The sequence below is a fragment of the Xenorhabdus budapestensis genome, assembly GCF_017743015.1.
Lineage (GTDB): Bacteria > Pseudomonadota > Gammaproteobacteria > Enterobacterales > Enterobacteriaceae > Xenorhabdus > Xenorhabdus budapestensis.
On sequence record NZ_CP072455.1, the window covers coordinates 2,420,614 to 2,444,464 of the forward strand.

The 23,851-nt window shown below is 42.7% G+C and carries 25 protein-coding genes; 8 read left to right on the plus strand and 17 right to left on the minus strand.

Features of this window, described 5'->3' with window-relative positions:
• Nucleotides 1-479: 479 nt before the first annotated feature.
• The 3 genes from HGO23_RS10605 to yoaA form a co-directional block, all read right to left on the minus strand.
• Nucleotides 480-1,055 carry a Slp family lipoprotein gene (locus HGO23_RS10605; protein WP_099135917.1) on the minus strand — a complete coding sequence of 192 codons (576 nt, stop codon included), beginning with the start codon at nucleotides 1,053-1,055 and terminating at the stop codon, nucleotides 480-482.
• 154 nt (nucleotides 1,056-1,209) lie between these two features.
• Entirely contained in the window at nucleotides 1,210-1,905 is a 696-nt protein-coding gene (gene tsaB / locus HGO23_RS10610) for a tRNA (adenosine(37)-N6)-threonylcarbamoyltransferase complex dimerization subunit type 1 TsaB (RefSeq protein WP_099135918.1), read from the minus strand.
• A 63-nt stretch (nucleotides 1,906-1,968) separates the two neighbouring features.
• Nucleotides 1,969-3,885, minus strand: a complete 1,917-nt coding sequence (yoaA, locus tag HGO23_RS10615; RefSeq protein WP_209026598.1) for a DNA repair helicase YoaA — start codon at nucleotides 3,883-3,885, stop codon at nucleotides 1,969-1,971.
• A 101-nt stretch (nucleotides 3,886-3,986) separates the two neighbouring features.
• Here yoaA and HGO23_RS10620 point away from each other — a divergent pair, with 101 nt between their 5' ends.
• Nucleotides 3,987-4,331, plus strand: a complete 345-nt coding sequence (locus HGO23_RS10620; RefSeq protein ID WP_099135920.1) for a RidA family protein — start codon at nucleotides 3,987-3,989, stop codon at nucleotides 4,329-4,331.
• A gap of 74 nt (nucleotides 4,332-4,405) precedes the next feature.
• On the opposite strand, the gene mdtI is transcribed toward HGO23_RS10620, so the two are convergent.
• The 3 genes from mdtI to zwf form a co-directional block, all read right to left on the minus strand.
• Nucleotides 4,406-4,738, minus strand: coding sequence for a multidrug/spermidine efflux SMR transporter subunit MdtI (gene mdtI / locus HGO23_RS10625; RefSeq protein WP_099135921.1), 333 nt, complete (start codon nucleotides 4,736-4,738; stop codon nucleotides 4,406-4,408).
• A gap of 1 nt (nucleotide 4,739) precedes the next feature.
• Nucleotides 4,740-5,096, minus strand: a complete 357-nt coding sequence (gene mdtJ / locus HGO23_RS10630) for a multidrug/spermidine efflux SMR transporter subunit MdtJ (RefSeq protein ID WP_099135922.1) — start codon at nucleotides 5,094-5,096, stop codon at nucleotides 4,740-4,742.
• A gap of 579 nt (nucleotides 5,097-5,675) precedes the next feature.
• Complete coding sequence (gene zwf / locus HGO23_RS10635) at nucleotides 5,676-7,151, minus strand: glucose-6-phosphate dehydrogenase (protein WP_209026599.1); 1,476 nt, start codon at nucleotides 7,149-7,151, stop codon at nucleotides 5,676-5,678.
• 358 nt (nucleotides 7,152-7,509) lie between these two features.
• Here zwf and HGO23_RS10640 point away from each other — a divergent pair, with 358 nt between their 5' ends.
• Nucleotides 7,510-8,394, plus strand: a complete 885-nt coding sequence (locus HGO23_RS10640) for a MurR/RpiR family transcriptional regulator (protein WP_280176107.1) — start codon at nucleotides 7,510-7,512, stop codon at nucleotides 8,392-8,394.
• Between the two features lie 178 nt (nucleotides 8,395-8,572).
• Nucleotides 8,573-10,015: a pyruvate kinase gene (gene pyk, locus HGO23_RS10645; protein WP_099135925.1), complete on the plus strand. Its 1,443-nt coding sequence runs from the start codon at nucleotides 8,573-8,575 to the stop codon at nucleotides 10,013-10,015.
• A gap of 64 nt (nucleotides 10,016-10,079) precedes the next feature.
• Here the strand turns inward: pyk and HGO23_RS10650 are convergent, their stop codons facing one another.
• Nucleotides 10,080-10,628, minus strand: a complete 549-nt coding sequence (locus tag HGO23_RS10650; RefSeq protein ID WP_099135926.1) for a helix-turn-helix domain-containing protein — start codon at nucleotides 10,626-10,628, stop codon at nucleotides 10,080-10,082.
• 103 nt (nucleotides 10,629-10,731) lie between these two features.
• Here HGO23_RS10650 and HGO23_RS10655 point away from each other — a divergent pair, with 103 nt between their 5' ends.
• Together HGO23_RS10655 and HGO23_RS10660 are read left to right on the plus strand one after the other, a co-directional pair.
• Nucleotides 10,732-11,397, plus strand: a complete 666-nt coding sequence (locus tag HGO23_RS10655; RefSeq protein ID WP_209026600.1) for an AzlC family ABC transporter permease — start codon at nucleotides 10,732-10,734, stop codon at nucleotides 11,395-11,397.
• A complete protein-coding gene (locus HGO23_RS10660) occupies nucleotides 11,397-11,720 on the plus strand; it encodes an AzlD domain-containing protein (protein WP_099135928.1) in 324 nt (107 codons plus the stop codon). Before HGO23_RS10655 ends, HGO23_RS10660 begins: the two co-directional genes overlap by 1 nt.
• 67 nt (nucleotides 11,721-11,787) lie before the next feature.
• On the opposite strand, the gene lpxM is transcribed toward HGO23_RS10660, so the two are convergent.
• The 3 genes from lpxM to znuA all read right to left on the minus strand — a co-directional run bounded on the left by lpxM (nucleotide 11,788) and on the right by znuA (nucleotide 15,210).
• Nucleotides 11,788-12,756 (minus strand): lauroyl-Kdo(2)-lipid IV(A) myristoyltransferase, encoded by a 969-nt coding sequence (lpxM, locus tag HGO23_RS10665; RefSeq protein ID WP_209026601.1) that lies wholly within the window; start codon nucleotides 12,754-12,756, stop codon nucleotides 11,788-11,790.
• Between the two features lie 154 nt (nucleotides 12,757-12,910).
• A complete protein-coding gene (gene mepM / locus HGO23_RS10670) occupies nucleotides 12,911-14,233 on the minus strand; it encodes a murein DD-endopeptidase MepM (protein WP_099135930.1) in 1,323 nt (440 codons plus the stop codon).
• Nucleotides 14,234-14,253: 20 nt separating this feature from the next.
• Nucleotides 14,254-15,210 (minus strand): zinc ABC transporter substrate-binding protein ZnuA, encoded by a 957-nt coding sequence (gene znuA, locus HGO23_RS10675; RefSeq protein ID WP_099135931.1) that lies wholly within the window; start codon nucleotides 15,208-15,210, stop codon nucleotides 14,254-14,256.
• A gap of 92 nt (nucleotides 15,211-15,302) precedes the next feature.
• Here znuA and znuC point away from each other — a divergent pair, with 92 nt between their 5' ends.
• Nucleotides 15,303-16,058 (plus strand): zinc ABC transporter ATP-binding protein ZnuC, encoded by a 756-nt coding sequence (znuC, locus tag HGO23_RS10680; protein ID WP_099135932.1) that lies wholly within the window; start codon nucleotides 15,303-15,305, stop codon nucleotides 16,056-16,058.
• Nucleotides 16,058-16,843 (plus strand): zinc ABC transporter permease subunit ZnuB, encoded by a 786-nt coding sequence (znuB, locus tag HGO23_RS10685; protein WP_209026602.1) that lies wholly within the window; start codon nucleotides 16,058-16,060, stop codon nucleotides 16,841-16,843. The genes znuC and znuB overlap by 1 nt, the downstream gene beginning before the upstream one ends.
• A gap of 366 nt (nucleotides 16,844-17,209) precedes the next feature.
• On the opposite strand, the gene HGO23_RS10690 is transcribed toward znuB, so the two are convergent.
• From HGO23_RS10690 to aspS, 7 genes are all read right to left on the minus strand, one after another.
• Nucleotides 17,210-17,593 (minus strand): YgiW/YdeI family stress tolerance OB fold protein, encoded by a 384-nt coding sequence (locus tag HGO23_RS10690; RefSeq protein WP_209026603.1) that lies wholly within the window; start codon nucleotides 17,591-17,593, stop codon nucleotides 17,210-17,212.
• A gap of 142 nt (nucleotides 17,594-17,735) precedes the next feature.
• Complete coding sequence (ruvB, locus tag HGO23_RS10695) at nucleotides 17,736-18,743, minus strand: Holliday junction branch migration DNA helicase RuvB (protein ID WP_209026604.1); 1,008 nt, start codon at nucleotides 18,741-18,743, stop codon at nucleotides 17,736-17,738.
• 16 nt (nucleotides 18,744-18,759) lie between these two features.
• Nucleotides 18,760-19,377, minus strand: a complete 618-nt coding sequence (gene ruvA / locus HGO23_RS10700) for a Holliday junction branch migration protein RuvA (protein ID WP_099135936.1) — start codon at nucleotides 19,375-19,377, stop codon at nucleotides 18,760-18,762.
• Nucleotides 19,378-19,457: 80 nt separating this feature from the next.
• Complete coding sequence (ruvC, locus tag HGO23_RS10705) at nucleotides 19,458-19,979, minus strand: crossover junction endodeoxyribonuclease RuvC (protein WP_209026605.1); 522 nt, start codon at nucleotides 19,977-19,979, stop codon at nucleotides 19,458-19,460.
• Nucleotides 19,980-20,101: 122 nt separating this feature from the next.
• On the minus strand, nucleotides 20,102-20,845 hold the full coding sequence (locus tag HGO23_RS10710) for a YebC/PmpR family DNA-binding transcriptional regulator (protein WP_209026606.1): 744 nt from the start codon (nucleotides 20,843-20,845) through the stop codon (nucleotides 20,102-20,104).
• Nucleotides 20,846-20,936: 91 nt separating this feature from the next.
• Complete coding sequence (gene nudB, locus HGO23_RS10715) at nucleotides 20,937-21,374, minus strand: dihydroneopterin triphosphate diphosphatase (protein ID WP_099135938.1); 438 nt, start codon at nucleotides 21,372-21,374, stop codon at nucleotides 20,937-20,939.
• Nucleotides 21,374-23,143: an aspartate--tRNA ligase gene (gene aspS / locus HGO23_RS10720; RefSeq protein WP_209026607.1), complete on the minus strand. Its 1,770-nt coding sequence runs from the start codon at nucleotides 23,141-23,143 to the stop codon at nucleotides 21,374-21,376. The genes nudB and aspS overlap by 1 nt, the downstream gene beginning before the upstream one ends.
• Before the next feature lie 264 nt (nucleotides 23,144-23,407).
• On the opposite strand from aspS, the gene HGO23_RS10725 reads away from it, so the two are divergent.
• On the plus strand, nucleotides 23,408-23,806 hold the full coding sequence (locus tag HGO23_RS10725) for an MAPEG family protein (RefSeq protein ID WP_099135940.1): 399 nt from the start codon (nucleotides 23,408-23,410) through the stop codon (nucleotides 23,804-23,806).
• The last annotated feature ends 45 nt before the right edge of the window (nucleotides 23,807-23,851 follow it).

Below are 23,851 nucleotides of genomic sequence, written 5' to 3' on the forward strand. Positions count from 1 at the left end.
TAATTTAGCGATTGTTCGATGGGCAAAAGTTACACCTGACTTTATTTCAAATAATCGACTATTTTCATTAAACTTGCTTTATTAAAAAATTATTCAGTTTGGGTTACAACCCTATAGAAAACAGCCTATTTTATCTTACTTATTCTTCCAGAATTATTTTTGGTTCATGGTTGATTGGACGAAATTTTATAAAGTTAACATCAAAAAAACTTTATTTATTATCACTCATATTTTATGTATTAATTCTTCTGTTATTTCCATTTATAGATTTAAAAACACCAATTAATATTATTATGTTTTCCTTTTTATTAGCTGCAATTTCAGGTTGTTCAGCACCCTTATTTTTTACAATATATCTTTCCTTGGTATTCGCTCTCCAGCGAGAATAAATTACTCTTTAAATATTTTACAAAAATGACCTCATGACATTTTCAGGCACGAGACCATTTTTCCTTCAATTACTCAATTTAAGACATTATTCAGTCAAAATCTTTCATATGAGATGGCAAAATTGGAGTACTTCCACCCCACCCCATAAAATAGGGGTTACCATAATAACCCCAGATATTACCTGTGGAGGGGGCCAATGAAATACGCTGAACCTCATTCCAAAGTTTAAACCCATTAACATTCATCAAAACATAGTCATACGGGCTATCCCCGATTTTTCCTTTCTCTAACCCCGTAATAAATCCCACAACTGTAACATAATGATCCTGAAAATCACTTGGTTCTAAAAAAGAATTCACGTAAGCATAAAGTCGCCCAAGAGAAGAATTATCAATAAGTGGAACTGCATCACTTGCCAATGGCAGTGTAGAGATTTCTAATCGTGTGCGTCCCTTCTCATTTAAGACGCTCAATACTTTTCCGCCGAATCTCCCTTCATGCCCTATATATAAATCCGGCATTTTTTTGACATCAAGTAAGTTTTCTACAGGATTTTTAGTCGTTCCTTTTATTGAGTCAGGCACTGATACACAACCTGTAAGTATCACTGCTCCTATAAATGCAATTACTTGCAGTATTAATCGGTAGTGTGTTCCATTGAGCATAAACCCCTCCAATACAGGAAAATCAACCTGTTCTATATAATATGGACATCAATATTTCATGGACATCGTTTTTTGCCACAAGTTGCATTAACTTAATGCAACTCTCACAATGCCGTCTTCCTCAAATTACCTAAAAAGGTATTACCTGGAAATGTTAACGACCTGGTAATTTTTTCCACGTTACCTCATTACGCAAATAAATAGGTTCCGCCGACTCAACGGCTGTCGTTTCCCCCGCTTCCCACATCTGAACCGCTAATGGCAGCATATCTTCTGCATGAGGTAAGGTTATGCCACTTGGTATCAAGGTTAAATGGCTGTCCAATAATTGAGAGTAAGCTTCCCAGCCCGTTCCAGCTATCGCCCACTCTCCTGTTAAAGAGTTCATAATGGATTGTGCCTGTTCGGGATTCAAAACTGTCTCTGTTTCATTCCCCAACCATTTGCCTTGTTCATTACGGGTATATTGCGCCCAGTAAACTTCTCCCATACGGGCGTCAATAGCAACCAAAACATTCGTTGCATTTTTCAGACGAAATGCCCCCTGAGCCATCATTTTCAGAGAAGAGACGCCGATCATTGGTAACTCAGCACCTAATGCCAGTCCCTGAGCAATCCCGACACCAATGCGCACACCAGTAAAACTCCCCGGCCCCTGACCAAATGCCAAAGCATCCAGTTGTTGTAATTTTATATTGTTCTTAGACAATACCGCCTCTACCATAGGCAGAATACGCTGAGTATGTTCCCGTGGGGAAATTTCAAACTGTGCCTCAATGTGGCCATCATTCCAAAGTGCAACAGAACAAGCTTCGGTTGCTGTATCAATAGCTAAAATCCGTATGGACATGCCTTAACTCCGGCAAGAATAGAATTCGAGATAAGGAGTTATACTATCATACCCCCAAAGATTTTACTCTGACTCTGATTGACGAGACTTAAGAAATGCCACAGCTTTCGACAAATCTCGCGTACGGGGAGATGAGGGCAGGCTGTTGAGAAAAACTTCACCATACGGACGCATTACCAATCGATTATCACAAATAACCACCACGCCATAATCATCAACATCACGGATCAAACGACCGACCCCCTGTTTAAGACTGAGTACCGCATCAGGGATCTGGATTTCATTAAAAGCATCACCGCCCTTAAGCTGACAATCTTCAATCCGCGCTTTAAGGAGTGGATCATCCGGTGCTGCAAATGGTAATTTATCGATAATGACGCAAGATAAAGCATCACCCCGCACATCTACCCCTTCCCAGAAACTACCGGTCGCCACTAACAAAGCATTACCCGCAACAAGAAACTGAGATAATAATTGCCTCTTACTGGTTTCGCCTTGTACTAATACTGGTAATGTCATGTTTGCCCGGAACTCTTCTGCCAGACAGCGCATCATTTGGTGGGAAGTACACAGGAAAAAACAACGTCCCTTATTGCTTTCGATTAACGGCTTTAACATACGAGCCAACAATTTTGCTCCGCCATACTGATTAGGCGATGGTAAATGACGAGGAACGCATAATAACATTTGGCGTTGATAATCAAACGGACTGGGAAGGAGTAATGTCTGAGCCCGTTCTAATCCCAAACGTGCTGTGAAATGTTCAAGCTGCTCGTTAACCGATAGTGTTGCCGATGTGAAAATCCAACAACCAGATTGTTCACGGATAATTTCACTGAATTTGTCGGATACAGACAAAGGTGTTAATGCTAATGAAAAATGCCGGCCATAGCTTTCAAACCAATAACTATAATTGGGTACATTAACATCAATCAGCCTCTTGAGACGATTACGGTAGATAGTTGCCCGTTCAAAAGCGGCATCCAGCATCGTTGAACGCCCCAAAGAGAGTTTCATTACGTCATAACAGAGCTCCAGTGCATCATCCAATCGCACCAATGCACGCTTTATATGCTGTTGTTGCAATGCTTCACGGAGATTACCCCGATAACTATTTTCTCCGAGTGATAAACGAAAATCCTGTGTACTTTGACTCAAACGATCCGCACTTTTCTGTAATTGCGCCTGATCCCTGACTTCAGTGCGGTAAGCTATGATGATATCCCGTGATAAGTCCAGCAATTGGCGACTACTCAGCTGCTGACCAAAGTATTGGCTGGCAATATCGGGGATTTGATGAGCCTCATCAAAAATCATCACTTCTGCCCGCGGAATTAACTCACCAAACCCGGTATCTTTGACAACCACGTCCGCCATAAACAGATGATGGTTGACGATAACAACATCTGCCTCCATCGCCCTGCGGCGGGCTTTCAGAACGAAACACTCCTGATAACTCGGACAATCCCGGCCAAGACAATTGTCGTTAGTACTTGTTACCAATGTCCAGACAGCGCTGTCTTCGGCAATCTGATGACAACTACTGGTATCTCCATCTTCAGTTTGAGATGACCAGCTTTTCAGCTTAATCACTTCTGATAGCATTTCAGGCTCAAGCTGAGATCCGCCACTTGATTGCTGCTCAAGACGTTCAAGACATAAGTAATTTGAACGACCTTTTAATAACGCCAAACGACCAGAAAATTCCAACGCATCAGCGATAGTGGGCAGATCACGATTATAGAGCTGATCCTGTAATGCCTTAGAGCCTGTAGAAATAATCACTTTCTTGCCCGAACGCAATGCAGGCACCAGATAAGCGAAAGTTTTTCCCGTTCCAGTACCCGCTTCTACCACTAATTGCTGTTGCTTTTGAATTGCTGCTGTAATGGCAGAAGACATTTCCCGCTGGGCATCACGGGGGTTGAAGCCTTGTATGGCTTTGGCAAGTACACCATTTTTCGCAAAATCGTCTGACACAGATCGTCTCTTTCAATAAAATAAGGCAGAATTATGCCAAGACTGAATAGCAATAACCAGCCAATTCAGTATAAAAGCTGTATAAATTAACAGGAGATTTAATGACTATTGAACGCATTGATCCGGATACCCGCTGGTCAGAAGCTGTTATCTACAATGACACTATTTATTATACTAGTGTGCCAGAAAATCTGGATGGGGACATTACTGAGCAAACGGCCGATACACTGGCTGCGATTGATATCATGTTGCAGAGTCTGGGCTCTGATAAGAGTAAAGTCATTGATGCGACGATTTTTCTGGCAGATAAAGCCGATTTTGGTGGCATGAATGCAGCCTGGGATGCCTGGGTTGTTGCAGGAAGTGCTCCTGTACGCTGTACTGTTCAGGCTGAACTGATGAATCCAAAATACAAAGTGGAAATTAAAATCATCGCAGCCCTTTAAACAGTTATATTTGATTTATGGCATTGAAAAAGATCTGCTCATTCAATGCCATTTGTAGATTTAATGGATTGAGTTTATGCCATTTTGATCATAATCATACCGATCAACAATAACACAATCCCTCCCCAACCTTTAAAGTTCAGACGTTGATTAAACATGATCCAGCCTGCCGCAACTGTGGCAATAATTCCGAATGCTCCCCAAAATGCATACGCGATGGAGAGTTCAATACCTTTTACTGCTTGTGCCAATGCACTGAATGCGCCTAAAACTGCCACCAGCGATAAAATCCCAATCCAGAAGCGTTGAAAGCCATTGGAAAGTTTCAATAAAATATTTGCCACAATTTCCAGAAAAATAGCCAAAATTAAGAAAGCAGCATGCCACCATTCAAAATGTGCCGACATATTACGCCTCCTTTTCTTTCATTTGTGGTTTTGGCGCTTTCTTGGCTCCCGCTTTAATCAGTGCTATTCCGACTATCAATAGCGACAGTCCTCCCACTTTCATGGGCGAGAGTGATTCGTCAAACCACATCACGCTAAAGGCCGTAATGAAAAGAATACCGATCCCTTCCCATAAGGCATAGGCCACACCTAAAGCGACTTTTTTAACTGCAATTGCCAATAGAATATAAGATGTTGTGATCATGGTATACATCACGAGCATACCGGTAAAATCACCCGAAACACTGGCTTGCTTCATGGACAATGTACCAATGACTTCTGTCACAATCGCCAGTGCAAGAAATATCCAATAAATCATTTTTTCTCCTGAACATACCTTATAAGTATGCCAAGACATCAAACCACTAATGCCAATAAAATCATCTAAAAATGCGATATCAAGATGAGCTTGATAGCTTGATGTTTTGGCAAATAATTAATTGATTAATAGTTAACTAACAAATAGTTAGAAGTTAGAATTTTCCGAAGGAAATCGGTTAACAGGAGAAACACCCTAAAGTGCGCCGCACCAATAGTGTTCACTGGATAAGATTGCAGAGAGAAATAAGACGTGAGTATTACTTTGGATTTTGACGCTTTTAGCGTTATTCATGATATTTTATTCTTTCATCACACGATGATCACTGTGTGATATACTACGAACCCTCATATTAGTGGTGTAATTAGTTACCCTACATATCTAGCATATTCCAATAATAAACACAATTGGCGGGCAAGTTTTTTAAGTTAAACGGCTAACCCGTTTTAGTAGGCTGAAACTAAATATACTTATGGAAATTTTTTAACGTGATTAGTTTCAAAAAGTCAAAAAAGTGAGCCAGGATAGGATCTGACCGCAAATACGGTCAGATAATATAATAGTATAAAATACAATGTGTTATTCAAATTCGTTCCATGAACGTCCATCGCGGGTGATCATGGCAATGGAAGCAACTGGCCCCCAAGTTCCTGCCTGATAAGGTTTTGGTGGTTCGTTATCCGCTGCCCAAGCATCCATGATGGAATCAACCCATTTCCAGGCTTCTTCCACTTCATCCCTACGGACGAACAGCGCCTGAATACCGCGCATTGCTTCCAGCAGCAAGCGTTCATAAGCATCGGCAAGATGGGTCTGATTGAATGTTTCAGAGAAACTCAAATCGAGCTTAGTTGTCTGCAAACGGTGTTTGTGCTCCAGCCCCGGCGCTTTATTCAGTACTTCAATATCAATACCTTCATCCGGCTGCAAACGGATCGTTAGTTTATTCTGCGGTAGCTGTTGGTAGGATTCAGCAAACAGATTCAATGGCGGCTCTTTGAAATAAACCACAACTTCAGAGCATTTTGCTGGTAAACGCTTACCTGTTCTCAGGTAAAAAGGAACACCTGACCAACGCCAATCATCAATATCAACACGAACTGATACAAACGTTTCAGTTTTACTGGCCTTATTTGCACCCTCTTCTTCCAGATAACCCGGCACTTTCTTACCATGCACGAAACCAGCGGTGTATTGTCCGCGAACGGTTTTTTCCCGCACGTTGGTTTGATCAATCTGGCGTAATGAACGCAATACCTTAACTTTTTCATCACGAATACGATCTGCGGACAGATCAGACGGAGGTGACATAGCAATCATAGTCAAGATTTGCAGCAAGTGATTCTGGATCATGTCGCGCATCTGACCGGCCTGATCGAAATACCCCCAGCGCCCTTCGATACCTACCTCTTCGGCAACTGTGATTTGCACATGGTCTATCGTACGGTGATCCCAGTTATTAACAAACAGAGAATTGGCAAAACGTAATGCCAGCAAGTTCAGTACCGTTTCTTTACCCAAATAGTGGTCAATCCGGTAGATCTGATTTTCATTGAAATACTTTGCTACTTCATCATTAATGGCACGGGAAGAGGCGAGATCTGTGCCCAATGGCTTTTCCATCACAACACGATTGGGCTCTTGATTCAATCCCGCTGCGCCCAATCCATGGCATACTGCACCAAATGTACTGGGTGGCATAGCAAAGTAATGAATAGCCGGCAAATTATCCCGATTGAGAATTTTCGCCAGCCGGGTGAAATGTTCTGTTTCATTAACATCCAAATTGCAAAATTCCAGACGTGAACTGAGTTTCTTCCACAATTCTGCATCCAGCTTTTCGGACATAAATGTTGTTAATGCTTCCTCAACTACCTTTGTATAGGCTTTTTTATCCCAGTCAGCACGACCAACCCCGATAATCCGGGTATCCGGATGGATATAACTCGCTTTTTCCAACTGGTAAAGGGAAGGCATCAATTTCCGGCGTGCTAAGTCTCCTTTCGCCCCAAAAATCACCAAATCACAAGCCTGAGCTGTAGACGTCACCGCCATGTTGCATCTCCTCAATTACGGGATATTGTAATTTTTTTACAGAACTCGCAGGTAATGTACTCTTTTGATTATATGCAGTAAACACCTCATTCTTCGATTATGGTGACCTGCATGGATCTCATTTCCCTACTTTCTGTGCATAAATTTTTATATTTCGTATTATATTATGAATGATATTTGTATTGGAAAGTGGCAATTAATTGAAAATTTACAACGTATAAGAAGTAATCTTACCAAATTGAAAGTTAGATGTTTGTCATATTTTCATGAAAAATCTCAAGTTATTCACTTTTCCCTCTGCCAGCTTTCAGTAACAAGTAGTATATTTTCACAAAAATTACATAGATTTCTCCTGTTAATGAAATCGTTAAAACCGAGGTTGAACTGCGTCTATATGAACACACTAGAACAACTCCAAAATAGTCTTGATGTTTTGAGTAAGTCTGAAAAAAAGGTTGCGCAGGTCATTCTTGATTCACCACATACTGCCATCCACTCAAGTATTGCTACTCTGGCAAAAATGGCGAATGTCAGTGAACCTACGGTTAATCGCTTTTGTCATCGCCTGAATACTAAAGGCTTTCCTGATTTCAAATTACATCTGGCACAAAGTCTGGCGAATGGCACACCTTATGTGAATCGCAATGTAGAAGAAAGTGACAGTGTCATATCTTATACCAATAAAATTTTTGAATCGGTAATGGCTAATCTGGAAACGGTTAAAAGTAATTTAGATATCACAACCATTAACCGCGCCGTTGACTTACTGACACAAGCAAGGAAACTCTCTTTTTTTGGTTTAGGGGCATCTGCTGCTGTAGCGCATGATGCTATGAACAAATTTTTCCGCTTTAACATCCCCGTCAGCTATTTTGATGATATCGTTATGCAGCGGATGAGCTGTATCAACAGTACTGAAGGTGACGTTGTTGTACTTATTTCCCATACAGGCCGTACTAAAAATCTGGTGGAGCTCGCCAGACTGGCTCGTGAAAATGACGCAACTGTCATCGCTATCACTTCAACAGGCTCACTACTGGCACAAGAAGCCAGCCTCTCTATTCTGTTAGATGTTCCTGAAGACACTGATATTTATATGCCAATGGTTTCCCGAATTGCTCAACTTACCATCATTGATGTGCTGGCAACGGGTTTTACATTACGTCGGGGTTCAAAATTCCGAGATAACTTAAAGAAAGTCAAAGAAGCATTACGAGACTCGCGATTTGATAAGCATGACTAAAGCAGGGAAATAGACTGTGTTTTTGTTCACTATTTATCAACTCTCCAGCCTGATAGCATAATAAAAAGTTTATCCCCGTCAGTATCATTTATATTGTGGGGTTGATAATCAAAAAAAGTTGCATGGTTATCTCACGGTAATCAAAAATCCATACTTCATAGGTCAACGGAGTTAATACATGTCCAAACGGCTCAGAAGAACTAAAATCGTTACTACACTTGGCCCTGCTACAGATCGTGACAACAACTTAGAGAAAGTGATCAATGCGGGAGCCAATGTTGTCCGCCTTAATTTTTCTCATGGCACAGCAGAAGATCATATCCAGCGTGCAAATAGAGTGCGGGAAATTGCAGCTCGGTTGGGGTGCCACGTAGCTATACTTGGTGATCTCCAGGGCCCTAAAATACGTATTTCTACCTTTAAAGAAGGAAAAATATTTCTGAATGTCGGAGATAAGTTCCTGCTTGATGCTAATCTGGGCAAAGGAGAAGGTGATAAAGAAAAAGTCGGAATTGATTATAAAGGATTACCATCCGATGTGACGTCCGGTAATATCCTGTTACTGGATGATGGCCGGGTTCAGTTAAAAGTCCTGGGTGTTCAGGGCATGAAAGTCTTTACAGAAGTTACTGTGGGTGGCCCTCTTTCCAATAACAAAGGCATCAATAAACAGGGTGGTGGTTTATCCGCCGAAGCACTGACAGAAAAAGATAAAGCAGATATCATCACGGCCGCAAAAATCGGGGTTGATTATCTTGCTGTTTCTTTCCCCCGTTCTGCCGAAGATCTGAATTATGCCCGGCGCCTGGCACGTGATGCCGGTTGCGAAACACAAATTGTTGCCAAAGTTGAGCGCGCTGAAGCCGTCAGCAGCGATGAAATCATTGATGAAATCATTCTGGCATCAGATGTTGTCATGGTAGCTCGTGGCGATTTAGGTGTTGAAATTGGTGATCCTGAGTTGGTTGGTGTTCAGAAGAAGCTGATTCGTCGTGCCCGTCAACTGAATCGTGTCGTAATCACAGCAACCCAGATGATGGAATCCATGATCACTAATCCGATGCCAACACGCGCAGAAGTTATGGATGTCGCCAACGCTGTACTTGATGGCACTGATGCAGTGATGCTGTCTGCGGAAACTGCTTCGGGTCAATATCCGGCAGAGACTGTCGCAGCAATGGCTCAAGTCTGCCTGGGAGCAGAAAAAATGCCGGGTATCAATGTCTCCAAACACCGAATGGATATTACATTCGACAGCATTGAAGAAGCTATTTCGATGTCTGCCATGTATGCAGCCAATCATCTAAAAGGCGTCAAAGCGATTATTGCCATGACCGAATCAGGTCGTACAGCGCGCATGATGTCTCGTATCAGTTCCGGCTTACCTATTTTCTCCATGTCACGCCATGAATCCACCCTGAATCGCACTGCATTATACCGTGGTGTTACTCCGGTTTATTGTAGCGACCACATTGATGGTATCGCCGCAGCAAGTGAAGCTGTCAGTCGCCTGCGTGATAGAGGTTATTTAACTTCCGGAGATTTAGTGCTGGTTACTCAAGGGGATCAAATGGGAACTATCGGCAGCACCAATACCTGCCGGGTGCTTGAAGTAAAATAAAAAAGTGAATTAAATCGTTAAGAAAATTATTCTGCGCGCTACGTTCAGAAGCGCGCAGAATGTATTAATTTTGTTCAGCTACCAGAATCGCCTGTGTATCTGGTTCCAGCGCTTCGAACACATGTTCCTGATCTGCAGAATAGCAGATATAATCACCTTCATTTAATTCTTCTGGTGCTGCTGTTGGCCCGACAAATGCCCGGCCTTTAGTGATGATAATGTGCTCCACCGAACCCGGTGGATGTGGTTTAGAAATGCGATCTGCTCCCGGTTGAGTCATCAACAGATAAATGTCACGACGCGCCCCCGGTGGGCAAGTTGCCAGTAAAACTACCTGGTAGTTCGCCTGCTCTGCTGTTATTTTAGTGCCCTCACCACGTCTAATCACCTGCGTTTTGTTACTTTGTGGCTCCAGCAAACGGGCAAAAGGAATATTCAACGCTACACACAATGCCCAGAGTGTTTCAAGACTGGGGTTCCCGTTACCTGCTTCCAATTGTGACAACGTAGATTTTGCAATATCCGCACGTCGAGCAACCTCTGCCAGAGAAAGGCCAATACGTGCACGCTCACGAGCTAAGCTCTTCGCAATTTTGCTGATTGGCTGTGTCATATTATGGCTCCAATGTTCATTAAAACGAACAAAATGTTCGTCTTGATTTGCATTTTCATTTTGTTCATTATAATGAAATTTCGTTCGATATGGGTAAAAATAGATGTTCACTCACCATTTCTTCTCCTGTCTGAAAGGAGACATTAAAAAAACGATATTTTTAGTTTGTTTGGCTGTAGGTGTGGTTGGTGTTTCTTACGGTTCACTGGCTACCGCTTATAGTTTTCCGTTATGGGTTCCTATTGCTTTATCTATATTAGTGCTGGCGGGAGCATCCGAATTTATGTTTATTGGTATTGTTGCCAGCGGTGGTAATCCACTTGCAGCGGCAGTAGCGGGTTTATTGGTGAATGCCCGCCATTTACCCTTTGGGGTGGCTGTGCGCGAATTAGTCGGAAATCGCATGGCAAAGTTTTTAGGCTGCCATATTATGAACGATGAAAGTGTGGTATTCGGAATGTCGCAAGCAACTCCCGAACAACGTAAGGCTGCATATTGGCTATGTGGTATCGGTGTCGCCATATTCTGGCCACTCGGCACTCTAATTGGCAGTACGGTTGGCAAATTTATTCCAGCGCCAGAGACTATTGGTCTGGACGCTGTTTTCCCAACAATTTTGCTGGCAATGGTGATCCCTTCATTCAAAAATAAAACCTCGCTTATTCGCGCCTCTAGTGGCGCGGCAATTTCGCTTTCTGCCATACCTTTTGTACCCGTGGGGTTACCAGTATTACTGTCACTACTGGGCTTACTGACGAGGAAAAAATAATGGCAGACTATACCCTGATTATTATTGGTATTGCGATTTTGTCGCTAGGTACTTATTTAATGCGCTTCGGTGGAGCAAAACTAGGGAACAGGCTTGCGTTATCTGAACGTTCTCAGGCCTTTCTTTCCGATGCAGCAACCACGTTGTTGTTCTCTGTAGCACTTGCCGCCACTTTTTACGAAGGTGAACATTTTGCTGGTATGGCACGAGTAATAGGTGTTGCTGTTGCAGTATTTCTTGCCTGGAGAAAGGTACCACTGATTGTAGTGATTCTGGCAGCCGCTCTCATAACGGCACTACTACGCTATGCGGGAATAAACTAAAAAGTGCATTTCCATGAAATAGATGTAGAAATTCAGGGGCAATATACTGCCCCTTTCAATGACCAGATCAAAGATTATCCCTTTTATAAGGCTCAATATCCCCTTCTTTCCGTGTCTTGAGTAGTTTCAATATCCAGGTATATTGTTCAGGGTTAGGCTTTACCAACTCTTCCAATTCCTGATTCATACGACGGGCAATATAAGCATCATCCTGCCCTGCAATATCATCCATAGGTGGGCGAATATAAATATCCAACTGGTGAGTTTCACAGTTATAAACCGGGAACAGAGGAACAATTGCAGCTTTACAAACTTTCATCAAACGGCCGACAGCAGGCAACGTTGCTTTGTAAGTCGCAAAAAAATCAACGAACTCGCTGTGCTCTTCGCCATGATCCTGATCAGGCAGATAATAGCCCCAAAATCCCTGACGTACTGATGCAATAAAGGGCTTTATTCCTGCATCACGGGAATGAAGACGTCCGCCAAAATGGTAGCGAGCCTTGTTCCACAGATAATCTGCTACCGGATTGCTCTGATGATGAAACATTGCTGATACTGTCTGCCCACGAGCGGCCAATAACATAGCAGGAATATCCACCGCCCAACCATGTGGAACCATAAAAATCACATTCTTGCCCTGTTCTTTTAAAGCGTGAATGATCTCCTCACCATGCCACTGAGTTCGCTTAAGCGTAGACGCGGTACCTCTCAAATAAAGTTCCGCCAGCATGACAAAAGATTGTGGTACGGTGGAAAACATCTTATCGATTAATATTTCATGCTGCTGTTCCGACAGTTCAGGAAAACAATACAGGAGGTTAATTTTCGCTCTTCGTCGGGCACTTTTTACTTTCCTGCCTGCCCAGATACCAACTCTAGCCAGAAATGGATCACGCCATTTAACCGGGATATAAGCCAACCCCGCTAATATCCCTATACCAGCCCAAAGCCCCCAATAACGAGGATGCAAATAAGATAAATGAAACGTTGGGACGTAACCCAATTTACTATCTGTATCTTTCTCTTTATTCATGAGCTAACTCTGATGGTTCGAACATAGACTTTCAATACCCGCTTTCAATACATTTTTCCCTAATATATTTGTTCTCAATATGTTCGTTTTCAACAAAATAACATAAAGCGGATGATACCAATCATCCGCTTTATGTGTTAGTAATCTGAACTTTTTAATTCAACGACAGTTGCGGTTTAACCTCTTTAACCATCGCAATATATTCCGAACGTTCTTTACCGCCTAATCCACCGGAACGAGGCAGTTTTGCCGTGAGTGGATTAACGGGTTGCTGATTATCCCAAAACTCAAAGTGTAAGTGAGGGCCTGTTGAACGACCAGTATTACCTGATAAGCCAATACGTTCGCCACGCTTCACTTTCTGACCAGGTTTCACCAGCAGTTTTCTCATATGCATGTATCGAGTTGTATATTGACGACCATGTCTAATGGCAATGAAGTAACCTGCGGCACCATCAAATTTGGCAACGATAACTTCTCCGTCACCAACAGCCAGAACTGGCGTTCCTACAGGCATAGCAAAATCAACCCCTCTATGGGCTGTAACCCGTCCTGTGACAGGATTTAAGCGGCGAGGATTAAAAGAAGAAGATACCCTGAACTGTTTTGTTGTTGGAAAACGCAAGAAACCACGTTCCAAACCTGATGCATTGCTATCGTAGAAGCGACCATCTTCTGCACGGAACGCGTAATAATCATTACCGCTGCTTTGCAAACGAACACCCAATAGTTGGCTCTGTTCACTTTTCCCCTCAAGCATTTCACGGGACATCAATACGGAGAACCGATCACCTTTACGTAACCGACGGAAATCTATCTGCCATTGTAATGCTTTAGTTACTTCCCTTGCTTCACTACTGGTTAAACCAGCCGACAAAGCGCTTCCAGTGAAACTGCCATCCACAGCACCTGTAATGACACTATTTATCCATTCTCCCTTCTGATATTCCTTTGTCTCTTTGAAAACATCACCTTCACGGGTATAAATACGCGTTTCACGACGCGATACTCCCCAGGTTAACGTTTTCAGACTGCCACTATCGTCAATAGTCCATGATAATGACTGACCAATATTTAAATCGCGCAGAGCCTTATTTTGATTTGCTAACAAAGCAATATCGGACGAATCTATACCAAATTGGTTTAAAATAGAGCTTAGAGTATCACCATTGGAAACAACGTACTGGTGGGGAATATTTGTCGTTGTATCAGTGCCACTCTCCTCATCCCTAATCCCCTCATCCGAGAACTGTTCATTACTATCACCTATCGTGTCATCTGTCGCATCAGGGATACTATCGGGAGTTGTGAGGATAATGTTCCCCGTTCTTTCCATTCTTTCTTCTTGTTCGTGATAAACAACCGGCCGCCACACAGCTACAGCCAAAGTGACCAAAGTCAAAGAACCAAGCATGATCTTGTGTGGCTTTGGCAGGTTGTTGTATACCAGAACGATAGTTTTAACTATCTGCTGCACTAATAAAATTCCTTATTATACTAATTCAGGCAGCTGAGGTATTGCTCCGACAGTTGAGTTATAAATTTCATGTAACTGTCTTTATTCAATACGATGCCACTTCCCAATGGGTCAAGTGTTCCAATACGCACATTAGTACCTTTTGCTACGGCATGAATGACGGCTGGCCTGAATTGAGGTTCAGCAAAAATACATTTCGCTTTTTGCTCAACCAATTGTGTTCGTATGTAATGTAGTCTTTGCGCACCAGGTTGTATTTCAGGATTCACAGTAAAAACACCCAATGGTGACAACTGGTAGTGTTTTTCAAAGTAACCATAAGCGTCATGAAAAACGAAATATCCCTGTCCTAGCACGGGTTTCAGAATATGGGTAATATTCTTGTTAGTTTGTACAAGCTGTCCATTGAATTTACGTAGGTTTACTTCTAGTTGGTGTTTCTGTTGAGGGTACTGCTCAACAAGCCGGGAATATATCGCCTGAGCGGCTTTCTCGGCAATTTTTGGTGACAGCCAAATATGCATATTATATTGGCCGTGGTGATGATGTTCGTGATCTGTTTCATGTTTATGCTGATTCGATTCATTTGAATCATGTTCATCTTCGCTATTTTTCAGTAATAGGGGTTTAATAGTAGGTAAATCAGCCAATTCCAATTGTTTATTTTGTGCAATTTTTTCTATTGGCTTTGCTAAAAATGTCTCCATATCCGGGCCAATCCAGACAACCAAATCCGCCTGATTAAGTTTGCGGATATCTAAAGGCCTTAAAGCATAATCATGTGGGGAAGCTCCATCAGGTAAAAGCACCTGAGTATCTGTTACACCGTCAGCAATCGCGGCAGCAATAAAACCTAATGGTCGGATAGATGTGACGACATCTGCCTGAACAGAGTAATTAATACCCATTGTTAATACAGTAACCAATGTTATCTGGCGAAAAAATGTATGCGCGTATTTTTGTGATTTGTGTAACATAATATGAATATTCCATGCATCGAATCTAAAAATGTTATATTATAACATTCCAATGATTCTGCAAGACACTTTTAACATGTCTGTTATGTAACATGTCAACTATGATCACCCTAAAAAACATTACGGTTAATTTTGGTAGCCTCAAGGTATTAAACAATATCTCTTTCAACCTTACACAAGGTAAGATCCTAACGTTAATCGGCCCCAATGGAGCAGGAAAATCAACGTTAGTACGCGTCGTTCTGGGTTTAATTCTCCCTACTTCCGGCACTATTGAACACAACCCTACGTTGAAGATAGGATACGTCCCACAAAAACTTAATCTTGATCCCACTTTACCTTTGACTGTTAAACGTTTCATGATGCTAAAATCGGGCGTTAAGTCAGCAGATATCATCCCAGTTTTGGAACGAGTCAAAGCCACACATTTATTGCAATACCCCATGCAGAAGCTATCAGGGGGAGAAACCCAACGAGTCTTACTCGCCAGAGCGTTACTCAATCATCCTCAACTTCTGGTTCTTGACGAACCGACACAAGGTGTAGATGTGAATGGTCAGTTAGCACTTTATGATTTAATCAATCAAATCAGAACAGAACTTAATTGTGCTGTCCTTATGGTATCTCATGACCTGCACTTAGTGATGGCGAAAACAGACGAGGTTTTGTGCCTTAATCAACACATTTGCTGTTCAGGTACTCCTGAAGTGGTATCCATGCATCCAGAATTTATTGCGATGTTCGGTCGTCATGGTGCTGAACAACTGGCAGTTTATCGTCATCATCACAATCATCAGCATGATCTAAGAGGAAAAATTATTTTGAAAAAAGGTGGAGAACCACGTTAATGATCGAACTACTATTTCCGGGTTGGCTGGCCGGAATTTTATTGGCAATTGCCGCAGGGCCTCTTGGATCTTTTGTTGTTTGGCGCAGAATGTCCTACTTTGGCGATACACTGGCACACGCATCATTGCTCGGTGTAGCATTCGGATTTTTATTAAATATTAATCCATTTTATGCTGTTCTTGCTGTTACGCTGATATTGGCCGTTATTTTAGTCTGGCTGGAAAAACGCCCACAACTAGCTGTTGATACCCTGCTAGGGATCATGGCCCATAGTGCCTTGTCATTAGGTTTAGTGGTTGTCAGCTTTATGACCAGTATTCGGGTCGATCTAATGGCTTATTTATTCGGTGATTTACTTTCTGTAACTTATGAAGACCTCTGGATGATTTCAGCAGGTGTTGCAACTGTTGCAGGGTTATTGGTATGGCAATGGCGTGCTTTACTGTCGATGACGGTCAGTCAGGATCTGGCTTTCGTGGATGGTATTAAAATTCAACGGTTACGAGTATTATTGATGTTAGTGACAGCTCTGACTATTGGGCTGGCAATGAAATTCGTCGGTGCACTGATTATCACCTCTCTGTTAATTATCCCAGCAGCAGCAGCCCGTCGTTTCTCTCGTACTCCCGAACAAATGGCAGTTTGTGCTATTGGTATAGGAATGTTCTCGGTAACCAGCGGATTAACGTTATCTGCGTTTTATAACACACCCGCGGGGCCTTCTGTTGTACTTTGTGCTGCCATGTTATTCGCATTGAGTTTAACCTGTAAAGTAAGAAGTTAGTCGCTCAGGTTAATAGAAAAATCTCGACTTTCTGATTATATAAACACAAGGGTTATGATCTTAATGATGATGACCCTTTTTCTTTAAGACCAAATTTCAAGATAAAAAGTAGCGACACAACAAAATATTCACATTAAAACGTAGGTATCTAAGCTGCCAATCAGCTTTGGCATTCTTCACATTGCAATAATCATCCGTAAATAATTATTGAAATATAGAAAAGTAAAAAACCAACATTTTACTGATTAATGTATCATGCTCCTATTTGGGAGAATATCCAAATGGCAAATATTGATGTGGTTTACCCTTTTTGCCGGGCAAGTAAGAAGCCCCGCGAATACGGGGCTTATATTCAAAGTACCAGTATTATTTCACAACGTGGATAACTTTGGCATCAATCTCAATACTGTTCCAATCCTTGTCCACTTCGCCTTCGATATGAACTTTATCGCTCGGAGTGATCGTCTGACCCAGCCAGATTTTGTCATCAATGTCAACGTAAACAGAACCACTGTTATCCTTGAACTCATAGAGTTCGTGGCCAACCTGTTTAACAATGTTACCTTCCAGAACAACCCATGCGTCATCATGAAGGGATTTTGCTTTCGCAACGCTGGTCAGGCCGAAAGTTGGGCCTTTAAATCCACCCTGAGAATAACCCGCGCTATCCGGGGAAACGAAACCTCCCTGCTGTGCTAAAGCATTAAAAGAAAGTGTGCTGAAAATGATAGCGCCCAGTGTTTTTTTCATGTTTTTCTCTTTGATTGTGTGTGCAAATAAAAAACCCCGCAATCGCGAGGCTTAAGAAGTCAAAAAGCTGTGTGACATTGCTGTCACTTTCGTCACAATAGCATGATTTTTTCGTACACGTTAGCTATTTTTCAAGTAATTTTTACTCGCTTTCTTTACTTAAGCCAAAGTGCCGATAGGCGTGATTGGTTGCAATACGGCCTCGTGGTGTGCGCTGAATGAACCCTTGCTGGATAAGGAAAGGTTCCAGAACATCCTCTATGGTTTCCCGCTCTTCTCCAATTGCTGCCGCGAGGTTATCCAACCCAACCGGGCCACCCATAAATTTATCAATAATGGCAACCAGTAATTTACGGTCTAGGTAATCAAACCCTGCTGAATCCACATTCAGCATATCAAGGGCTTTCGCAGCAATATCACCGTTAACTGAACCATCGCCTTTTACCTGGGCAAAATCACGTACCCGACGCAGTAAGCGGTTTGTAATACGAGGAGTTCCACGGGAGCACATCGCAATTTGCCTTGCTCCGTCATCTGAAATACTCAACCCCATATAACGGGCACTGCGGGAAACAATGCTTTGCAAGTCATCCACATTATAAAATTCAAGGCGTTGTACAATACCAAACCGATCGCGCAAGGGAGAAGTCAAAGAGCCTGCGCGTGTTGTAGCCCCGACTAAGGTAAACGGAGGGAGATCAATTTTGATTGAACGGGCTGCCGGACCTTCTCCAATCATGATATCCAGCTGATAATCTTCCATTGCCGGATAGAGAATTTCTTCTACAACCGGAGACAACCGATGGATTTCATCTATAAACAGAACGTCATGAGGTTCAAGATTTGTCAGCATGGCCGCGAGATCGCCTGCTTTTTCTAATACCGGCCCTGAAGTTGTGCGAAGGTTAACCCCCATTTCGTTTGCAACAATATTTGCCAATGTGGTTTTACCCAATCCGGGCGGGCCGAAAATCAGCAGATGATCCAGCGCATCACCCCGTTGCCGCGCAGCCTGAATAAAGATCTCCATCTGCTCACAAACATGATGTTGACCAACATATTCAGACAGCAATTTAGGCCTGATAGCGCGATCAATGGCTTCATCATCTTGCAGAACTTCTGCTGAGACCAGACGGTCAGCTTCAATCATTACTTAACTCCTGCAATTACAGAACCGCACGAAGTGCTTCTCGGATAAGAGTTTCACAATCTGCACCCGGTTTAGCAACTTTGCTGACCATCCGGCTGGCTTCCTGCGGTTTATATCCTAATGAAACCAGAGCTGCCGCTGCTTCTGCTTCAATATCAGCATCAGAATTAGCCGTTTGAGTTGCCGCTGGCAAATTAATGTCACTATTTTGATTAAACAGATCGCCCTTAAGCCCTTTAAAACGATCTTTCATTTCTACCACTAACCTTTCCGCTGTTTTTTTACCGACTCCCGGCAGTTTAACCAGAGAAGTAATGGCTTCTTGCTCAATAGCTGTCACGAATTGCTGAGCAGACATACCAGAAAGGATCGCCAGTGCCAGTTTCGGCCCGACACCATTGACTTTAATCAGTTCGCGGAAAAGTGCACGCTCTTGCTTATCATTAAAACCATATAATAATTGCGCATCTTCACGCACAATAAATTGGGTAAATAAAATAGCTTCCTGGCCGATTTCAGGTAGTTCATAGAAACAGGTCATTGGCATATGAACTTCATAACCTACACCATTCGTTTCCAATAAAACCAATGGAGGCTGTTTTTCCAATACAGTTCCTCTCAAACGCCCTATCACTATTTACCCCCTGAAAATAAAAATAAATGATTCGATACAGCTTATAGCATAAAAAAAGCTGGACGTATATCCAGCCAAAGTTATTTCAGACGCCCTCGTGTCAAATTTAACCGTGGATCGCCTACACGGAGTAAATTTTGGCTCAGATGACAATGTGTAATTGCAATCGCTAAGGCATCTGCCGCATCAGCCTGTGGATTGGCCGATAGTTTCAGCATCGAACGTACCATATGCTGAACCTGAATCTTATCTGCTGCTCCAGTCCCAACAACCGTCTGTTTAACTTGGCGCGCCGCATACTCAAATACAGGAATGAATTCATTAACCGCAGCCAAAATAGCTACACCACGAGCCTGCCCCAGTTTCAAAGCGGAGTCTGCATTTTTTGCCATAAAAACTTGCTCTATTGCAAAAGCATCAGGTTGGAATTGGGTAATGATTTCGGTAATACCTGCATAGATCCGTTGCAAACGGCTGGGAAGATCATCAACTTTTGTTCGAATGCAACCACTACCAAGATAAATAAGTTGTCGTCCCTGCTGGCGGATAACACCATACCCTGTCACTCTGGAACCAGGGTCAATACCAAGAATAACCGCCATATCTATTTATTCACCTGTAGTATGGGATAAAAAAGATGGAATAAAAAAGCATGGAATAAAACGTTAGAGAAAGTGCTCTGACCCAAGGTGCACTTCCTCTACGCTGTGAATCCTGATGTTGATTACAGCAGAGCTGCAACTTCATCAGAGATTTCACCATTATGGTAAACCTCTTGAACGTCGTCAGAATCTTCAAGCATATCAATCAGACGAAGCAATTTAGGCGCAGTTTCCGCATCCAGTTCCGCTTTAGTAGATGGGATCATAGAAAGTTCAGCAGAATCCGCTTTGAAACCGGCTGCATCCAGCGCATCTTTAACGTCACCAAAAGTCTCTGGTGTAGTGTAAACGTCGATCGCGCCATCATCATAAGTTTCAACATCATCAGCACCTGCTTCCAAAGCCGCTTCCATTACAGCATCTTCATCCAGACCCGGTGCGTAAGAAATCACGCCCTTTTTGGTGAACAGATAGGCAACAGAGCCGTCAGTCCCCAAGTTACCACCCGTTTTGGTAAATGCGTGACGAACATCAGAAACTGTACGGTTACGGTTATCGCTCAGGCACTCGACCATTACAGCAGTACCACCCGGGCCGTAACCTTCATAAATGATAGTTTCCATATTATCTGACTCGTCGTTACCAACACCACGGGCAATAGCGCGGTTTAAAGTATCACGAGTCATATTGTTGGACAGTGCCTTGTCGATTGCAGCACGAAGACGTGGGTTAGAATCAGGATCACCTCCGCCCAAACGTGCAGCGGTTACCAACTCGCGGATAATTTTGGTGAAGATTTTACCGCGTTTTGCATCCTGCGCAGCTTTACGATGTTTCGTATTGGCCCACTTACTATGACCTGCCATGAAAATATCTCCGATAAAACGTTTATTACCCTGCACACCCCAATCTGCTCGTTTTGTTCACTGCAAATTGAAATCCATCAGGCTTGATAGACTAAATAACAAATTCTTCAATTGCCTGCCGATTGCTCCATGATTTAGTCAACTTAGCAGCCTCTTCCGCTACCAGCCATCGATAAGTCAGGTGCTCCGTCAGCAAAATTTCACGCTCCTCAGGTAACGCCAGCAAAAACCAATGTTCTTTGTTTCGCGTCACACCGGGAGCATATCGATAGCGTAAATGTGAAAAAATTTCATAATAAAGACAGTGCTGACAATCTATCAGTTCAAGATCCGCACTACTGGCAATATTAATACCGATCTCTTCCTGTACTTCACGCAACGCTGCCTGATAAGGCTTTTCGTCTTCTTCCAGACTACCGGTAACAGATTGCCAAAAATCAGGATCGTCCCGCCTCTGTAACATTAGCACCCTTTTGCTGTTGGCAGCATAAATAACAACCAGTACAGATTCAGGGCGCTTATAGTTCATTATTCGCTCTCTTTTTTAGTAACTGAAATAGCTAATTCTTCCAGTGCCGCCGGATTGGCGTAGCTCGGTGCTTCAGTCATCAGACATGCCGCCGCTGTCGTTTTCGGAAATGCGATAACATCACGGATATTATCAGTATCCGTCAACAACATAACGAGGCGATCCAGACCGAAGGCCAGCCCAGCATGAGGAGGAGTACCATATTTCAGTGCATTCAGAAGGAAGCCAAATTTTTCCTGCTGTTCTTCTTCATTGATACCCAGAATACGGAATACCGCCTGCTGCATATCATTACGATGGATACGGACAGATCCTCCACCCACTTCGTAACCATTGATAACCATATCATAAGCATTGGCGATGGCAGATTCCGGCTTACTTTCCAGATCTTCGGCAGACATATCACGTGGAGAAGTAAATGGATGGTGCATTGCAACCAGCCCACCCTCCCCGTCGTCTTCAAACATCGGGAAGTCAATGACCCAAAGTGGTTTCCAGCTTGTCAGATCAGTCAGATTCAGATCACGGCCTAATTTCAGACGCAGTGCCCCCATCGCATCAGTGACAATATTTTTTTGATCTGCACCGAAGAACAGGATATCGCCATCCTGTGCATTAGTGCGGGACAACAGGCCCTCCACCACTTCTGCGGACAAGAACTTAGCAATCGGGCTTTGAACACCTTCCAGACCTGCGGCTCGATTATTGACTTTCATCCATGCCAATCCTTTCGCACCATAGATACCAACAAACTTACCGTATTCGTCAATTTGCTTACGGCTCAGTTCAGCACCACCCGGTACACAAATTGTTGCTACACGCCCTTTTGGATCGTTTGCAGGTTCTGCGAAAACGGAAAATTCCACTGCTTTGACCAGATCAGCAACATCAACTAATTCCAGCGGGTTACGCAGATCCGGTTTATCAGAACCAAAGCGACGCATAGCTTCAGCAAACGTCATGATTGGGAACGTTCCTAAATCGACACCACGGACTTCCAGCCATAGCTCACGGATCATTCTTTCCATGATTTCACGAACCTGCTCAGAAGTCATAAATGAGGTTTCGACATCAATCTGAGTAAATTCAGGCTGACGATCTGCACGCAGGTCTTCGTCACGGAAACATTTTACAATCTGATAATAACGGTCAAAACCGGACATCATCAGTAATTGTTTAAACAACTGTGGAGACTGAGGCAGTGCATAAAATTTGCCTTTATGAACACGGCTTGGTACTAGATAATCCCGCGCACCTTCCGGTGTTGCTTTAGTCAGCATTGGTGTTTCCACATCCAGAAAACCCGCATCATCCATAAAACGACGAACAAAACTGGTGATTTTTGCTCGGGTTTTTAAGCGCTGTGACATTTCAGTACGACGCAGATCAAGATAGCGATATTTCAAGCGCTGTTCTTCACTGTTATTCTGGTTACTGTCCAGTGGCAATGGTTCTGAACGGTTGAAGATTTCAAGGCTTTCAGCGAAAACTTCAATTTCTCCTGTTGCCATATCTTTATTGATCTGGCTGTCAGGACGGGCACGTATAGTCCCCGTAATTTGAATACAAAACTCATTACGCAGTTCAGAAGCCTGAGCAAATGCGTCTTTTTTATCCGGATCAAAGAATACCTGAACGATACCTTCGCGATCTCGCATATCAATAAAAATCAGGCCACCCAAATCACGACGACGGTTTACCCAACCACAAAGAGTCACTTTTTGGCCTTCATGGGCCCGGCTCAACTGCCCACAATAATTAGTACGCATACAATATCCTTTTACTCAGCTCGTTATGCATTCTGCTGCGGAAATTTTGGCATTGTTCTTTTAGGAAGAATTGTCAAAAAAGGAGAGCATTATACTGGAAATTCCATCCAGAGATAAGGCTATAACACGGTTCCTGCCAAGACAATTTTTTCTATCGGATAAATCAGATAGAATTTATCATTAAGTATTATGATTTATAGCGACAGTTTTACTTTTGAGGTTTATCATCAGTTAGCCGTTTTTGGTTAGGCAATGGAGTTATAAATGATTAGCTCACTTTATATCGTATTGGGCGCACTACTGGTAATTAAACTGTCTTTTGATGTAATTAAGTTAAGAACACAGTATCGGGTTACATCTGGTGATGGCGGTTTTTACGAATTACAGACAGCCATTCGCATTCATGGTAACGCTGTTGAATATATCCCTATTTCTCTACTCTTATTATTGATAATGGAGATGAATGGCGCAGCCGTATGGATGCTGCATATTTGTGGCATATTGTTACTTGCAGGCAGGTTATTACACTACTATGGCCTGCATCATCGTGAGTTCCGCTGGCGGCGAATGGGCATGGCTGCAACATTTATGTCAATGATAATAATGATTGTGGCTAATATATACTATTTGCCCTGGGAACAGATATTTTCTCCCTATTCGTAACCTATATTTAACTGATAAAGAAGCCAATTATTGATTTGAATTGGC

Coding starts and splice junctions, on each gene's coding strand:
- HGO23_RS10655 (WP_209026600.1), top strand. CDS start 10,732: ATGTTCACTCACCATTTCTTCTCCTGTCTGAAAGGAGACATTAAAAAA.
- ruvB (WP_209026604.1), bottom strand. CDS start 18,743: ATGATTGAAGCTGACCGTCTGGTCTCAGCAGAAGTTCTGCAAGATGAT.
- HGO23_RS10710 (WP_209026606.1), bottom strand. CDS start 20,845: ATGGCAGGTCATAGTAAGTGGGCCAATACGAAACATCGTAAAGCTGCG.
- HGO23_RS10660 (WP_099135928.1), top strand. CDS start 11,397: ATGGCAGACTATACCCTGATTATTATTGGTATTGCGATTTTGTCGCTA.
- HGO23_RS10620 (WP_099135920.1), top strand. CDS start 3,987: ATGACTATTGAACGCATTGATCCGGATACCCGCTGGTCAGAAGCTGTT.
- zwf (WP_209026599.1), bottom strand. CDS start 7,151: ATGGCGGTGACGTCTACAGCTCAGGCTTGTGATTTGGTGATTTTTGGG.
- pyk (WP_099135925.1), top strand. CDS start 8,573: ATGTCCAAACGGCTCAGAAGAACTAAAATCGTTACTACACTTGGCCCT.
- ruvC (WP_209026605.1), bottom strand. CDS start 19,979: ATGGCGGTTATTCTTGGTATTGACCCTGGTTCCAGAGTGACAGGGTAT.
- znuC (WP_099135932.1), top strand. CDS start 15,303: ATGTCAACTATGATCACCCTAAAAAACATTACGGTTAATTTTGGTAGC.
- znuA (WP_099135931.1), bottom strand. CDS start 15,210: ATGTTACACAAATCACAAAAATACGCGCATACATTTTTTCGCCAGATA.
- HGO23_RS10690 (WP_209026603.1), bottom strand. CDS start 17,593: ATGAAAAAAACACTGGGCGCTATCATTTTCAGCACACTTTCTTTTAAT.
- HGO23_RS10650 (WP_099135926.1), bottom strand. CDS start 10,628: ATGACACAGCCAATCAGCAAAATTGCGAAGAGCTTAGCTCGTGAGCGT.
- lpxM (WP_209026601.1), bottom strand. CDS start 12,756: ATGAATAAAGAGAAAGATACAGATAGTAAATTGGGTTACGTCCCAACG.
- HGO23_RS10640 (WP_280176107.1), top strand. CDS start 7,510: ATGAAATCGTTAAAACCGAGGTTGAACTGCGTCTATATGAACACACTA.
- nudB (WP_099135938.1), bottom strand. CDS start 21,374: ATGAACTATAAGCGCCCTGAATCTGTACTGGTTGTTATTTATGCTGCC.
- aspS (WP_209026607.1), bottom strand. CDS start 23,143: ATGCGTACTAATTATTGTGGGCAGTTGAGCCGGGCCCATGAAGGCCAA.
- mdtI (WP_099135921.1), bottom strand. CDS start 4,738: ATGTCGGCACATTTTGAATGGTGGCATGCTGCTTTCTTAATTTTGGCT.
- tsaB (WP_099135918.1), bottom strand. CDS start 1,905: ATGTCCATACGGATTTTAGCTATTGATACAGCAACCGAAGCTTGTTCT.
- mdtJ (WP_099135922.1), bottom strand. CDS start 5,096: ATGATTTATTGGATATTTCTTGCACTGGCGATTGTGACAGAAGTCATT.
- HGO23_RS10605 (WP_099135917.1), bottom strand. CDS start 1,055: ATGCTCAATGGAACACACTACCGATTAATACTGCAAGTAATTGCATTT.
- znuB (WP_209026602.1), top strand. CDS start 16,058: ATGATCGAACTACTATTTCCGGGTTGGCTGGCCGGAATTTTATTGGCA.
- HGO23_RS10725 (WP_099135940.1), top strand. CDS start 23,408: ATGATTAGCTCACTTTATATCGTATTGGGCGCACTACTGGTAATTAAA.